Below are 15,057 nucleotides of genomic sequence, written 5' to 3' on the forward strand. Positions count from 1 at the left end.
TTAAAAGAAAAAGAAAAAGCGCTTCAGGGCGTGCCTTCCAACAGCCGCCGCACCAGGGGTTCGACGACCTGAAAATCCTGTTCGGCTTTTAGCCGATACAAATCCGGCTTGGGATGCGCACCGTCGGACATCAGTGCCTTCCAGTCCGGCAGATTGCTGATGTACGCGAACTGGTCGACGAGCGGCACCTGCTGTTCGGCGGCCACGCGGCGCGTCATCGCGACCATCGTCGCGAGCCGCGCGTTGAGGCGGTTGTCGGGCATCGGGTTGGCGGTCTGCAGAACCGGCTGCTTGCCTAGCGCGCGAGCGGTTTTCACGAGCGTCGTTTCGGCCGTGTAGAACTGCTCGGGCGTCTGGTTCTGCATGACTTCGTTGATGCCGTAGTTGATCAGCACGATCTGCGCGGACGAAGCGGCAAGCCGTTCCTGCCACGGCAGACCCGCCGTCGGTCCGGCGCGGCGATTGCCGGTGCCGTCGCGCAGTTGCGTCGCCATCGTGTTGCCCACGCCGTAGTTCGTCACGCGCACCCGTTCGCCGTGGCGCGCCTGTAATTCGTCCTGCAGATACGCCACCGCGTTTTGCGCTTGCGGGCCGCAATGGCCTTCGCTGCAGGTAATGCCGAGCGTCGTCGAATCGCCGTAGGCCTCGATCAACACTTGCGATCGTGGGCCCGGCGCCGCGCTGAACGCGGCGCAGGCGAAGAGCGATGCAGCGGCGCATACGCTTGCAGCGAGCCATGCCCGGCGCTTCATGCGCTTCATGCGCGGCTTTGCGGTGCTTGCGGCGCCGTGCTGACGCCACCGCCGTTGGCGGCCTGGGCCGGCGCATGCGCTGCTGCGTTGCCCGCTGAGCCGAAAATCAGGCGCTTCTCGAACGCGAACCACGTGACGCTGGCATAGACGAGCGTGATCGCGAGCGCGAGCGCGGCGGTCACGAAGCGGTTCAGATGCAGCGGCCACAGCGCATACAGCACGCTCAGGTGAATCAGATAAATCGTGTAGCTGATGGTGCCGATGTAGACCAGCACGGGATTGCACAACAGCCGTTTGACGATGCCCTTGCTCTGCAGGGCGATGACCACGACTGAAGTGCAAAGCACCAACGAAACGCTGTAGAGCCCGGCGTTCGAAAGCGGTGTATTGGCCGCGCGAAAGCGCGGAAAGTGCAGATGCAGCCACGCGAGTATCGCCAGCGCCGCGAACAAGCCCAGCACCGCAACGCCTTTGTAAGGCTCGAGCGCATTGCGGTCACGCCGCACGGCGACAGCCAGCAGCGCACCGGCTGCAAGCAGGTCCATGCGGAACGGCGTCAAGTAATAGATCGGCCAGAACGAATCGAACCAGGGCGTGGCCATCGCGCGCAGCACGGGCACGAGCAGGATCAACGCGGCCGCGACGTAGCCGAGCACGCGCTCAGGCACCAGCAGGATCACGAACGGCCAGACAATGTAGAACTGCTCTTCGACGGCGAGCGACCACAGCACGTTCAGGCTGTCGTGACCGCTCTGATTGAGCGCGTCGCCGATATTGGTCGCGAAGAACGCGTACCACTGCCAGTGTTCCGCCCAGCCGAGGCCGAACAGAATCGACGACACCACCATCAGCAGCACATAGGGCGGCAGGATGCGGCGCGCGCGGCGTGCGTAGAAATAGCCGAAATACGACTGCTGGCGCGCTTTGCGTTCGAGCAGGATGCCGGTAATCAGAAAACCGCTCAAAACAAAAAACAGATCGACGCCCATCCACAGCGGCGCTTTCAACGCGTGCTGCGCGAACACCGCGAGCACGGCGATGGCGCGCAAGCCGTCGAGCTGCACGATGCGGCGGGAGTGGGAAGGCGCTAAGGGCAGTGCGCTGGCAGTCATGAACCGTCCATGGTGTGAAGCGGATGGGCCGGGCGAAGGATCGCGCAAGGGTTTCGTGGAGCAGGCGCGCTCGCTTCGCATCGCAACGGAAGTGCAATCGATTCTAGGGAAAATAAAATCGTGAAAAAACGGGAATGAATTGGATAAATGAATCAGATTGCAACAGGGTGTTTCGTTACCCATTCGCAATGAATTTTTATGCTTGTGTCGAATGCGTGACGCTATATGTAATAAGTGCGGATTGCTTTGCCGCGCATCGGTAAGGATGGATGCAGGCGGGCGCGCGGGATGCCCTGCCATAGCGGATTTCGTTTTGATCAATTTTTAATTGGTTTCTTTCGCAACGCTTAAAGCATCGAATATTTTTGAATTATTTTCGATTTTCGTTGCGGCGTTTTTTCCGCGTAATGTGAGCCGTGCGGATTGGGTGGCCAGGGACGGCGCGTGGGCCTCACGCTCTGATTGCTGTCGAGGCGCCCGGACTTGCGGCGTTCGTCCCGTCGATGCTGTGCCCAGGTCCAGTTCCCGCGCGAATCTGTCATACGTCCTTACACGGCTTCTAGCGGTCCGCGTCACGATGATCGACCGCGCTTCGTAGCGTCATTCACTGAGTTGTGTTTCCGCGCGAGCCTTATTTGCCCGCGCGCGGCGCCGATTGGAGGAAATACCTTTGCCCCGTTTCACGTTCAAAAGCCGGCTCGCTGTTTTTGCATGCACCGCCGGACTGGCTGCGGGAGCGGCCAGTTTCACGGCGCATGCGGAAACCGCGTTGAACGCGAAAACATCGTGGATCGGCAATACCTTCGGTTTCGGCGACGGCACCTGGGCGCAGATCAACATCACCGCGATCGCGGTGGCGCCCGACGGCAAGGTCTATACGAACGCGCCATGGGACGAAAGCGGCGCTGAAGCGAGCGTCTATCAGAACGGCAAGATGCTCGGCTTCGCGGGCGGCACGCATGGTTGGGGCAACGGCGGCGGCAATGCGGTCGCGGTGAATCGCAAGTACGCATTCGTCGCGATCGCGGTCGGCAACGAGAAAGGACGGCTGGTCGAGCAGGGCGTGTGGCCGGAGAAGGGCAAGCAGTGGTACGGCATTTCGCGCCGGCAGATCGCCGATCCGAAGCGGGCCGCACCGTTCCAGCCCGCCGCGAAAAGCGCCGACCCGCATGCGCAACTGGCGGCCGGCTTCCTGATGATGAACGAAGTGCCGACCGGCACGAGCGCCGAGATCGGCGGCCTCGCGGCGAACGACACCACGCTGTATGCGGCCAACACGGCGCGCGATCGCATCGAGGTGTACGACGCCGAATCGATGCAGCAGAAAACCACCTGGAGCGTGCATGAGCCAGGCCGGATCGCACTGGCGCCCGACGGTACGCTGTGGGTGTTGAGCGGCACGCGCAACGATCGTGAACCGCATGTCGAGCACTACACGGCGGCGGGCAAACGCATCGACGAAAACTTTACGCTGCCTGGCGGGACGATCGCGGTGGATATCGCGGTCGATGCGCAAGGCCGCGTCCTGATCGCGGATAACGGTCCGCGTCAGCAGGTGCTGTATTTCAGCAGGAACAACGGTCGTTATAGCGAGTCCGGTTCACTCGGCGAGCGCGGCGGCATTTTTAGCGGGGTCGCCGGCAAGCCGGGCCCGCAGCGTTTCAACGGCCTCACCGGCGTGGGCGTGGATGCGCGCGGCAACGTGTACGTGTCGACCAACGGCATCGGTCCGCGTTACGAGCCGATCGGCGCAGGCCTCGGCGCGACGCTCGAAAGCTACGCGCCGGATGGCAAGCAGAACTGGCAGGTGCAGGGGCTCCTGTTCGTCGACGGCGCGTGGATCGATCCGTCGCGCCCGGACAGCGTCTATACGGGCAATAAGCGTTTCGAACTCGATCTGTCGAAGCCTGCCGGACAGGACTGGAAATATGTAGGTTTCCTGTCGAACCGCTTCAAGTACCCGGACGATCCGGTGTTTCACACCGATCAGTATCCGGGCCTGCCGATCGCCCGCAAACTGAAGGGCCACACGTTCCTGTATCTCACGGACATGTACGCGGACCATCTGAAGATTTATCGCTTCGACCCGCAACACGATGGCGAAACGGCGATTCCTTCCGGCTTCATCGCGGGACGTGAGCGTGCGGTGGCCAAGGTGCCGAATGCGCCGCCGGGCGGCGACTGGATCTGGCGCGATGCGAACGGCGACGGCAAGTTCAACACCGACGAATTCACGCTCAACACCAGCGGCACGAAGCTCGCGGGCGGTTGGGGCTGGTGGGTCGATACCGCCGGCGACATCTGGCGCACACGTGACACCAAAGGCATCTATCGCTTCCGTTTCGGCGGGCTGGATGCGAAGGGTAATCCGGTCTACGCGTATTCGAACATGACGCAGTACCCGGTGCCGCAACCGTTCACGGAACTGCATCGCGCGATCTATGACCCGGACAGCGACACGATGTACGTGACCGGCTACACGTCCGACACGCCGGTCGATCGCGGCTTCTGGAAAGAAGTGGGCCGCGTGCTGGTGCGCTACGACAAATGGTCGAGCGGCAATCCCGTGCAGCGCTATGCGATCACGCTGCCGTGGCAGACGCAGAGCAAACCCATCGCCACCATCATCGGCCTGACGGTCGAGGGGCAATACATTTTCGGCGTCGAGCCGGTCGGCGCGGTGCACGTGTGGGACAAGGACAGCGGCAAGGAACTCGGCGTGATCCGGCCGGGCCCGGAGGTAGGCCGCGCGTCGGGCTGGGTCGATGTGCCGAACGGTATCAGCGCCGCCAAACGCGCGAACGGCGAGTACCTCGTGTTCGTCGAGGAAGACGCGCGCGGCAAAGTGATGATGTACCGCTGGAAGCCTTGATGAACGAGGCATGAGCGCTTCAGTGCACAACAAGGCAACCCGCAGGCAAACGTAGTCAAACCCAAGGCATCCGATGGACAAAGGCATTCTCAAGAACGTAGCGATCAATTTCTTCGGGCTAGTGCTGCCCACTTTCGTCTCGCTCGTGACCGTGCCGTCGTATATCAAGCTGCTCGGCGTCGAGCGCTACGGGGTGATCAGCCTCGTGTGGACGCTGATCGGCTACTTCGGCATTCTCGATCTCGGCATGAGCATGGCCGCGCAGAACCACATCTCGAAGGCGCGCGCGTCCGGCGACAAGGACGAGAGCGCGCGCGTGTTCTGGAGCGCGACGTGGCTCAATCTCGCGACCGGCGTGATCGGCGGATTGATCATTTATTTCGGGGCGTTTCTCTACACCGCCTATTTCACCAAGGTGTCGCCCGAGTTGCAGCACGAGGTGTACATGGCGCTGCCGTGGCTCGCGGTGGCGATCCCGATTGCCAACGTGTCGTGGGTGTTCGCGGGCGCGATCAACGGCGCGGAACGCTTTGGCGTCTACAACACCAATCAGACCATCGGCACGTTCCTGTTCCAGTTGCTGCCGCTCGGCGCCGCGCTGTGGATGGGCGCGACCTTGCAGAACGTGCTGGCCGCCGCGGTGTTCGCGCGGATCGTCGCCGCGCTTCTGCTGGGCCGCTCGGCGCTGAAAGTGCTGGAAATCCGCCGCGTTCTGCCGCCGCAATTGGGCGTGGCAAAGGGGCTGTTCAATTTCGGCGGCTGGATGCTGATTGCGAGCGTCACCACCATGATCGCCGACTCGCTCGACCGCGTGATGCTCGGCACGAGTCTCGGCGCGCGTTTCGTCACGTATTACACCGTGCCGCAGAACCTCGTGACGCGCCTGAACATTGTGCCGACAGCGCTGGTGCGCACGCTGTTTCCGCGGCTTTCCGCAGTGGGCCGCGCCGACGCCGACACCATCACCCAGCAGTCGCTCGAATTTCTCAATGGTGTGTTCACGCCGGTCGCGCTGGTCGCGATGCTGGTGCTCGAACCGTTCCTGCATCTGTGGGTGGGCAATGAGATCGCCACCGTGGCAGCACCCGTGGGCCGCATCATGATCGTCGCCGTGTGGCTCGTCGGCCAGGCGAACGTCACGCGGATTCTGATCCAGTCACAGGTCAATCCGGCCACGGCCGCGCGCGTCGGTTTGTTCGAATTGCCGCTGTTTGCAGGGGCATTGTGGTTCGGCATCACGCATTTCGGCCTGACCGGCGCGGCGGTGGCCGTGGCCGGCCGTGCGCTGTTCGACTACGCGGTGCTGCTGCGGCTATCGGCGATCCGCGCGAAGCAGATCGCGCTCGACATGCTCGCTCACCTTGCTTTCCTGCTGGCCAGCCTGTGGCTCGCCAGCATCCTGCCGGGTCTCGCCATGGCGATTGTCGCCGGGGTATTGATGGTAGGCGCGAATGTCGCCTGGTCGATCACGATGACACCCGCCTTGCGCGATCTTGCGCGTTCACTGCTGTTGCGACTGAATCCGAGGAAAAGCGCATGAACCACGAAGTCCTTGAAGAAGCCGTGCTGCAACCCGCGACGCGCAGCGCACTGGCCGAACTCACTACCGTTCCCGGCGTTCAGACGCCGCCGCGCCGCGCCGCGATGCGCGCCGATAAAACGGTGCGCGTTGCGATCGTGCACGACTGGCTCGTCACCTATGCGGGGGCGGAGAAAGTGCTCGAACAGATCGTCGCGTGCTTTCCGGACGCGGATCTGTTCAGCCTCGTCGATTTTCTCGACGACCGCAGCTTCCTGCGCGGCAAGTCCGTCACGACCTCGTTCATCCAGAAGCTGCCGCTCGCGCGCACCAAGTACCGCTCGTATCTGCCGCTCATGCCGCTCGCGATCGAGCAGCTCGACGTATCCGCGTACGACGTGGTGATTTCAAGCAGCCACGCGGTCGCCAAGGGCATTCTGACCGGCCCCGACCAGGTGCATATCAGCTACGTGCATTCACCGATCCGCTATGCGTGGGATTTGCAGCATCAGTATCTCAAGCAGTCGAAGCTGACCAACGGCCCGAAGTCGGCCATGGCGCGGCTGATTCTGCATTACATGCGCAACTGGGATATCCGCACTTCGAATGCGGTGGATGGCTTCGTCGCCAATTCCGAGTTCATCGCGCGGCGCATCAAGAAGGTCTATCAGCGCGACGCGCAGGTGATCTTCCCGCCGGTCGATGTCGAAGCCTTCGCGCTGTGCACCGACAAGGACGACTTCTATCTGACCGCCTCGCGCATGGTGCCGTACAAGAAGATCGATCTGATCGTCGAAGCATTCGCGCGCATGCCGGAGCGCAAGTTGGTTGTGATCGGCGACGGTCCCGACATGCAGAAGATCCGCGCGAAGGCGGGGCCGAACGTCGAGATCATGGGCTATCAGCCGTTCAAGGTGCTCAAGGAAAAAATGAGCCGCGCCAAGGCCTTCGTGTTCGCCGCGGAAGAGGACTTCGGTATTTCGGTGGTGGAAGCGCAGGCCTGCGGCACGCCGGTGATCGCCTACGGCAAGGGCGGCGCGCTCGAAACCGTGCGCGATCTGTCCGAGCCGCGGCCCACCGGCATGTTCTTCGACGAACAGAACGTCGAGTCGATCATCGCCGCGGTCGAGCGTTTCGACGGCCACGTGAAACGTTTTTCGCCGCTGGACTGCCGCGCGAACGCCGAGCAGTTCTCCGCCGCGCATTTCCGCGAGCGCTTCTTCGCGCATGTGCGGGCGGCAGTGCCGGCGCTGCGCACGGCGACGTTGCCGCCGTACGCGCCGTATAAGGCGCCAACCGTCGCCGGCGGTCCGCGCATTCTGGCCGTCGATCAAAGCGGCGTGCTCGGCGGCGCCGAACTGTCGCTGCTGGAAATCGTCAAGGCGTTGCGCTCGCGCATTGAAGTCGTGCTGTTCGACGATGGTCCGTTCCGCACCGCGCTCGCCGAAGCCGGCGTGGCCGTCGACGTGCTGGATGCAGGCGCGCTGCGTCATGTTCGTAAGCAAGGCGGCTCGATGCCGAAGGGCCAGGCGCTCAAGGGTCTGGTATCGCTCGTGCGCGCCACGGCCAAACGCGCGCGCAACGCGGACGTGATCTATGCGAACACCCAGCGCGCCATGGTGATCGGCGCGCTCGCCGGCAAGCTGGCGCGGCGTCCCGTGGTCTGGCATCTGCGCGATATCGTGAGCCCCGAGCATTTCGGCGGCAAGCAACTGGCCATCATCAAATGGTGCGCGCGTCTTGGCCTCACACATGTGATCGCCAATTCGGCCGCGTCGGCGCGCGCGTTCGCCGAGCTCACGCAGTTCGACGAAAAGCGCATTGACGTGGTGTTCAACGGCATTTCAGCCGCGCCGTTCGACGCCTTGCGCACGGTGCCGCAAGCAGCGCTGCGCAAACGCCTCGGCTTGCCGGAAGACGCGTTTCTGGTCGGCTCGTTCAGCCGTCTCGCGCGCTGGAAAGGGCAGCACGTGCTGCTCGAAGCGATGGTGCTCAATCCGCAGATGCATGCGGTGCTGGTGGGCGCGCCGCTTTTCGGCGAGGACCAGTACGAGATCGAACTACATGCGTTCGTCGCCGCGCACAACCTGGGCGGGCGGGTGCATTTTCTCGGCTTCCAGCACGATATCGCGGCCTGCATGTGCGCGGTCGATGCGGTCGTCCATACGTCGATCACGCCGGAGCCGTTCGGCCGCGTGATCGTCGAAGGCATGCTGGCGCAGCGGCCGGTGGTGGCGGCGCGCGCGGGCGGCGTCCTGGAGATCATCGACGACTACGAGAACGGCGTGCTGTGCACGCCGGCAGACGCGCACGGCCTCGCCGACGCGCTCGCCGAATTGCGCTCGAACGATCAATTGCGCAACCGGCTGGTCAGAAACGGATATCAGACGGCGCTGAGCCGGTTCGGCACCGCCACCTATGTCGAGGGTGTCGAGCGGATTCTGAAGCGTGTGACGGGGCCGGAAACGGCTTAGTACTACAGCCGTAGATCTGGGTAAACTGGAGGCACACATCCTCGTCTTCGGTAGTGGCACTGCTGGGCGCGGTACTGGTGTCGGCGCCGCCATGCCGAACAGGACAACACGTACGCGATAGAGTGGGCGCCGCGCCACAGGATGCGACAGAGCAGCCGGCGGATCTCCTGCACGCTGAGCGGCACCAAACCTTCAGGTGTTTTTTTTGCCGTGCACCCGCAGGGTGACGAGTACTGCATGGGCCAGCAGAGCCAGCGTGATGTGGCGATACCAGCCTTGCCATCGGCGCACCTCATACTGATCGAGTCCGCATTCGCCTTTGGTCGCCTCGAAGCCGGTCTCGATTTCCCACCTGCGGCCCGCGACGTTCACCAGGGTTTGCCGTGTGGCCTTGCTGCGCGGTGCGTATACGACGTAATACGCATGTTCGCGTTGCTCGTCCAGGCTGCGTCGCACCAGCAGGTAATGCCCGAAGCGGCGCTCCTCTTCGGTGATCTGCAAGCGCCACAGCGGAGTCAGCGCCCAGTCATACAGGCGCTCGCCCTTGGCGCCGGCACCCGCTGACAGGCGGCGCCATGCCCTTGCCGGCAGGGCCTCGGCGATCCGGTCTGCCCGTACGTACTCTGGACCTTTCCACCATAGGGGTTCGTTCTTCGCAACGGCCAGCACGAAAGACTGGCCGCGCGACTCGAGCCACAGCCGCAGGTGACGGTCACCGCCGTAGACTTCATCCCCCGTGACCCAGCCGCACGGCACCCCTGCGTCCAGCGCCCGCTCAAGCATACGACGCGCAAGCTGTGGCTTCGTTGCGAATTCCACCGACCCGGGAATGCCCGCTGCCTCGCAGCGCACCCGGTCATCGGTCCACACCTTGGGTACATACAGTTCGCGGTCGATGAACGCACTGCCGCCACGACCGGCATAGCAGAGGAACACGCCGATCTGGCTGTTCTCGATACGACCTGCCGTGCCACTGTACTGGCGTTGAACACCGGCCGAGTGCTGTCCCTTCTTGAGGAAGCCGGTCTCGTCCACAATCAGCACCGCGTCACGCTCGCCCAGTTCTTCCACTACATAGCTACGCAGCACATCGCGAGCGGCATCCGCGTCCCATTGCGCCCGCTCCAGCAGGTGCTGTACGCCATCGGGTGTCGCTTCGCCGATCCATTCGGCGAGTTGCCAGCCGTTCTTGCGCTCGACTGTACCCAGCAGGCCCTTCAGGTATGCGAGCGACCGCTGTCGGGGCTCCGGACGCCTGAACAGTTCCCCGAGCCGCTGGTGCAGTACCTCCAGTTCACGCTCCCACGCTTTTGCAGTCGAATGCATAGCCTTAACGTATAGTAATCCTTAATTATTTGAGTATAGTAAAAAAATCTACGGCTGTAGTATTAGGAAGGTTTCTACGCGGGGGTAGGCAGGGACTCGGCCGGTTCCTGCCGTTGGCGCAGCGGAGCGAAAGTCTCGCGACATTCGCTCCGTTTTTTTTCGCGCGCTTTTGCTGCGTGGGTTCAGGCCTTTTTCAAAGCCGCTTTCGGCTTGAAGCTGGCCGACCACTTCATGGCGGGCAACTCGACCAGCCGGTAGAACACATAAGCCACCGGCACGGCCACCAGCATATAGCCGAACGACGGCCAGATCGACATTTGCAGCGACGAGCGGAACAGCAGCGACGACAGCAGCACGAAGATCGGCAGATGGATCAGATAGAGCGAGAAGCTGAAATCGCCGAAGCGCGACAGCAGACGCGTGCCGAAGGCGGGGCCGCGCTCCGGGTTGCCGCGCTCCAGCGCCTTGTACAGGTAGAACGCGAAGCCGACCGCCCAGAGCTGGAACGCGCCGTACTGGCCGAAATGAAACGCAGCGCAGCCGAGCGCGACGAAGCCCGCGGCGAGCGCGTAGAGCCACACCGACGAGCGGGCCTGCGGCGCGCGATGCGCACGGGCGTCGGCGATCCACGCGCCGAGCGTCCACGAAAACCAGTACGACGTGAAGAACTGGATGTCGTGGCGTTCGAGCACATAGGCGGACACCACGTTGACGAGCGCGACGATCGCCAGCACGGAGGTCATGCCGATACGCCGGCGCAGCGCGAACAGCAGCGGATAGATCGCGTAGAACTGTACTTCGAGCGAGAGCGTCCAGAGCGCGCCGTTGGATCCGAACGTCTTGCCGGCCACGCCTTGCAGCGAAAACAGATTGACAAGGAAGGCCTGCAGGCCGATCTCGCGGATCTTGTGGCTGACGGGCGGCAGTTGCAGGCTGAACCAGTCGAGCGCGAAGGTCAGCACCAGCGCCGCGAGCAGCACGGGATAAATGCGCGCAAAGCGGCGCACCCAGAAATTGCCCGTATCGAGCCGGTATTCCGGATTGCCGGCCAACCGCAGCGCGCCGCCCCGGTGAATGCAATAACCGCTGATCACGAAGAAAATCGGCACGCCGGCGGAGCCCCATGCAATCGGGAACGTCAGATACGCGGCGATCGCATTCAGGCTGAATGCATGGCCCACGCTCTGATGAAACGCCTGCATGCCGACCCATTCCACCTGGCGGCAATGAAAATACGCCACCAGCAGCGCGGCGAAGCCCCGCATGGCGTCGATGACATGCTCCTTGCCGGCGCTGTCGGCGCGCGCCTCGCTCTGGGCGCGGGGCGCGGCAGTCTTGCGAGGCGGTGAGAGGGGCAGGGATGAGCCGGCGGCATCCAGTGCTGAGTCGCTCATACGCGGTCCTTATTCTGACGGAGGGGGAATGCAGATTCGCGCGGGCGCCGTACGCGCCCGCGGTGCATGACATGCTAGTGCACGACGCAGGTAAAAAATCGATAAAAAATTGCGTAATGAATTGAATTAAACGGCGATTGTGTGACTAATTGTAATTGAGCATAAGCAGATGCAGCCGCGAATTATTTGCCGCTTTTGTTGTGCTAATTTAAGCCACGGATTCTCTTGACCCGAGGTGAAGTCATGAACCTGCATTTACTCGCCGGCATTGCCGTGCTGCTGATCCTTGTCGCCGCCTCCGCCTATCGGGAGGCCCTGCGCAATGAGCCCATTCGCCGTTTTCGCATGACCCCCGGCAAGCTGCCGCAGCTGGACGAGAACGAATAACGCGGGCTGGAAGAGACGCGAGGCGCGCCCGCGGTCGAATCCGCCGGCGCGCCTCGCGCAGCTGAAGGCCAGTTGTCAGGATATGTAAAATTTTCGGAATTAGCGAAAAATAAATCGATTTCGTTGCGTAATTGTTGCCCGCTGTTTGTCACGATGCGGCATATCGAAAAAGAATGGATTTATTTATTCCGATTGCGGAAATTTCACATACGTACTGGCGTAATTTTTTGCTAGTCTTTCCGGCGACATCGATTGGCCGCCAGGCCCGCGACACACTAATTTCTAACCGATGTGGGAATGCCTACCATGCTGAAAGTCACCAAAGCCGTGTTTCCCGTAGCGGGCCTCGGGACACGATTCCTGCCGGCTACCAAGGCAAGTCCTAAGGAAATGCTGCCGATCGTGGACAAACCGCTGATTCAATACGCGGTGGAAGAAGCGATTGCCGCCGGCATCACCGAGATGATCTTCGTGACGGGGCGCAGCAAGCGCGCCATTGAAGATCACTTCGACAAGTCCTACGAGATTGAAGCCGAACTCGAGGCGCGTAACAAACAGAAGCTGCTCGATCTGGTGCGCAGCATCAAGCCGGCCAACGTCGACTGTTTCTATGTGCGCCAGGCCGAAGCGCTCGGTCTCGGCCACGCGGTGCTGTGCGCCGAGAAGCTGGTGGGCGACAGCCCGTTCGCCGTGATTCTGGCCGACGACCTGCTGCACAGCTCGAAGCCGGTCATGAGCCAGCTCGTGGATACGTTCAACCACTATCACAGCTCGGTGATCGGCGTCGAAACCATCGCGCGCGAAGACAGCCGGTCGTATGGCGTGGTGGACGGCCGCGAGTGGGAAGACAACGTGATCAAGCTGTCGGGCATCGTCGAGAAGCCGGCGCCGGACAAGGCGCCGTCGAATCTCGGCGTGGTGGGCCGCTATGTGCTGATGCCCACCATCTTCAAGCATATCCGCGCGTTGAAGCCGGGCGCGGGTGGCGAGCTGCAATTGACCGACGCGGTGCAGTCGCTGCTGACCGAAGAACAGGTGCTCGCGTATCGCTATTTCGGCACGCGTTTCGATTGCGGCAGCAAGCTCGGCTATCTGAAGGCAACGGTGGAATTCGCGCTGCGCCATCCGGAAGTGAAGGCGGAATTCGAGGCTTATTTGCAGGCGTATATGCAGGGCAATATGCAGGAAGGCGTGCCGGCGCAGTTTGCGGCAGAGGCGGCTTGATCTGCATTGAAAGCCGCTGCGGTTAGCGTTGTCGGGTGGATGCGGGCCGCGCTCGCTTCAAGGCCGCGCACGCCGCGAACTTACCACGCAGAAGCAACGCGCGGTTGTATCGCGCACATTAAACGGGCGTCGCGTATCACGCGGCGCCCGTCTTTTTTAGCCGGCCACGCTTTGCGCGTAGTCTGGCGACTGCGTCCGCAAGCCTCCTTCTTCGCTAAGTCGAAAGCGAGGCAATAGTCGTTCTGGGTTGCCGTTCTGCTGCTGTCGGCGGACCTTGACGAATCTTGACACGGTTTTCCTTGTTGAGTTCTTGATGCTCGTGCTACCAATGCGTCTGTTGAGTACAGGACATCACAGACATGAGACGTCTCTATCTAAAAGTGGGTGACAAATCGTCGGCGGGCGGAACGGTGATCGAAGGCGTTCCGTCCGCGACTCACCACGGCACGGCGTTGACCTTTGTGGGTGCCCAGGTTATCTGCCCAGCGTGCCGGATTACCGGCCATATAGGTCAGAAAGGCCCACGGTGGCCTGGACGCATAATGGGCAAAGATCCGGCCTTGGAAGGCGACATCTGCATGTGCAGATGCGATCCACACCCTGTGATGATCGCTTCTCAGGACACAATGTCACAGAGCTTTGACAGTCACGCGCTGGCGAGCATGGGTTATGGACTGGGGAACGATGCTCTAGCCGAAGTAGCGCCGGGCGCCCATTGGATTCGGTTTGCCGTCAAGGATGCCGGCAGTTGCGAGGGCTTGCGCTGCCGTGCCTACTTTGCCGACGGTTCAGTTGCAGACGGCGTCTTCGATTCAGGTAACACTGCGCATTTCGACCGCCCTAACGCCTCGCCATGCCATAGGGTTGAAGTCGTGCCGGGCAATGCACAGGAAAGCGCTCGTTCAGTCATGGGCGACCTTCTGATGGCGATGGTGGGATAAGCATGTCCGATACTACCGCAACCCGGAACACCATTGCCAGCGGGTCTTTCAACACCCGGAAAACTCATGAGGTTCAAACGGCAATTCTCGAAGCAGCCATCGCGGACTACGAGGCCATCGGAACCACTTTCGCCGCCAACGCCATTACCGATGACATGGTGCGCAAGCAATATGTGAAGCACATCAAGGAAATTTCGGACGATGTCAGGCAGGAAGTTGCCTACGGCAACATGACGGTCAAGGACGGGGCTGAGTACTGCAGCCAGTTGCGCGACAGGCTCTTCGTTGAATACCGGAAATATACGTCGGCTGTTGGCGTTGCCCGTGCGGAAAAACTCAAGCTCGAGGCTCGCGGTTTCGACTACTACCTTAACAGGTACGCGCAAGTTCAGTTCAGCAAGAACTTTGATAGCTTGACTTTCGAAGAGCGCCACGCTGTCTACTATACGGTGCTCAAAAAGGCGGGCGGCGCCAACGCCGATGTCACCACCAAGGTGCGTCGGTTGCAGGTCAGCGCCAGGGTTGCCATCATCTTTACTGCTGTTATTGCCACGGGCGAAGTGGTTGCAGCGACGGATAGAGTCAAAGAGGTCGCCAGGCAGGGAAGTATCATCGCGGGCGGTATGATTGGAGGCGGTCTGGCAGGGTTTGCGGTTTCTTTCGTGTGCGGACCGGCTGAACCTGCATGCGCCGTCGCACTCGTATGCATTGGTAGCAATCTGGGCGGCCTGGCCGGCCAGATGACCAACGACATGTATCAGGAAGAACTGCCTGCCTTCATGCATTGGATGAACGATTGACCGACATGCCAGCGCCGCTATTCGTGATTCTGCTCGTGCTCTTCGTCGGCTCGGCGGGGCTTATCGTTATCAATCTCACCGGGGACCCCGGCGTCGACTATTGGGACCTGGATGGGGAGAAAAAATCCTCTCCGTCCAAACTAGATGCCCTGCGAAATCGCATCGTGTTCTACAGCTCAGGTGCCGTGCTCGTTGGCACATTCGTCGTTTATCTGATGCTGCGCCACTAAGCCGCAAACAATGACCGTCGGAACCC

At 61.8% G+C, this 15,057-nt stretch carries 11 protein-coding genes and 1 pseudogene; 8 read left to right on the plus strand and 4 right to left on the minus strand.

The genetic code is table 11. The features are described 5' to 3' along the window. Positions 1–23: 23 nt before the first annotated feature. Together B0G80_RS03115 and B0G80_RS03120 are read right to left on the minus strand one after the other, a co-directional pair. Positions 24–752 carry an SGNH/GDSL hydrolase family protein gene (locus B0G80_RS03115; protein ID WP_116119492.1) on the minus strand — a complete coding sequence of 243 codons (729 nt, stop codon included), beginning with the start codon at positions 750–752 and terminating at the stop codon, positions 24–26. Positions 753–757: 5 nt separating this feature from the next. After that, the gene (locus B0G80_RS03120) at positions 758–1,864 is read right to left on the minus strand and encodes an acyltransferase (RefSeq protein WP_116116941.1); all 1,107 of its coding nucleotides are present in this window, start codon (positions 1,862–1,864) and stop codon (positions 758–760) included. Between the two features lie 670 nt (positions 1,865–2,534). Between B0G80_RS03120 and B0G80_RS03125 the strand changes: the two genes are divergently transcribed. From B0G80_RS03125 to B0G80_RS03135, 3 genes are all read left to right on the plus strand, one after another. Continuing rightward, positions 2,535–4,736 (plus strand): hypothetical protein, encoded by a 2,202-nt coding sequence (locus B0G80_RS03125; protein WP_116116942.1) that lies wholly within the window; start codon positions 2,535–2,537, stop codon positions 4,734–4,736. 73 nt (positions 4,737–4,809) lie between these two features. Beyond that, entirely contained in the window at positions 4,810–6,276 is a 1,467-nt protein-coding gene (locus tag B0G80_RS03130) for a flippase (RefSeq protein ID WP_116116943.1), read from the plus strand. Next, complete coding sequence (locus B0G80_RS03135) at positions 6,273–8,729, plus strand: glycosyltransferase family 4 protein (RefSeq protein WP_116116944.1); 2,457 nt, start codon at positions 6,273–6,275, stop codon at positions 8,727–8,729. The genes B0G80_RS03130 and B0G80_RS03135 overlap by 4 nt, the downstream gene beginning before the upstream one ends. Before the next feature lie 201 nt (positions 8,730–8,930). On the opposite strand, the pseudogene B0G80_RS03140 reads toward B0G80_RS03135, so the two are convergent. After that, a pseudogene (locus B0G80_RS03140) lies at positions 8,931–10,055 on the minus strand (IS701 family transposase); the annotation flags it as partial. Between the two features lie 182 nt (positions 10,056–10,237). After that, entirely contained in the window at positions 10,238–11,449 is a 1,212-nt protein-coding gene (locus B0G80_RS03145; RefSeq protein WP_106281177.1) for an acyltransferase, read from the minus strand. Positions 11,450–11,692: 243 nt separating this feature from the next. On the opposite strand from B0G80_RS03145, the gene B0G80_RS45655 reads away from it, so the two are divergent. From B0G80_RS45655 to B0G80_RS03165, 5 genes are all read left to right on the plus strand, one after another. Next, the gene (locus tag B0G80_RS45655; RefSeq protein WP_166679105.1) at positions 11,693–11,836 is read left to right on the plus strand and encodes a hypothetical protein; all 144 of its coding nucleotides are present in this window, start codon (positions 11,693–11,695) and stop codon (positions 11,834–11,836) included. 306 nt (positions 11,837–12,142) lie between these two features. Beyond that, entirely contained in the window at positions 12,143–13,060 is a 918-nt protein-coding gene (galU, locus tag B0G80_RS03150) for a UTP--glucose-1-phosphate uridylyltransferase GalU (protein ID WP_106281427.1), read from the plus strand. 359 nt (positions 13,061–13,419) lie between these two features. Further along, complete coding sequence (locus tag B0G80_RS03155) at positions 13,420–14,001, plus strand: PAAR domain-containing protein (protein WP_116116945.1); 582 nt, start codon at positions 13,420–13,422, stop codon at positions 13,999–14,001. Between the two features lie 2 nt (positions 14,002–14,003). Beyond that, entirely contained in the window at positions 14,004–14,801 is a 798-nt protein-coding gene (locus tag B0G80_RS03160) for a hypothetical protein (protein WP_116116946.1), read from the plus strand. A gap of 5 nt (positions 14,802–14,806) precedes the next feature. Continuing rightward, a complete protein-coding gene (locus tag B0G80_RS03165) occupies positions 14,807–15,031 on the plus strand; it encodes a hypothetical protein (protein ID WP_116116947.1) in 225 nt (74 codons plus the stop codon). Positions 15,032–15,057: the final 26 nt, after the last annotated feature.

Origin of the sequence: Paraburkholderia sp. BL6669N2 (assembly GCF_003387275.1) — a bacterium.
GTDB lineage: Bacteria > Pseudomonadota > Gammaproteobacteria > Burkholderiales > Burkholderiaceae > Paraburkholderia.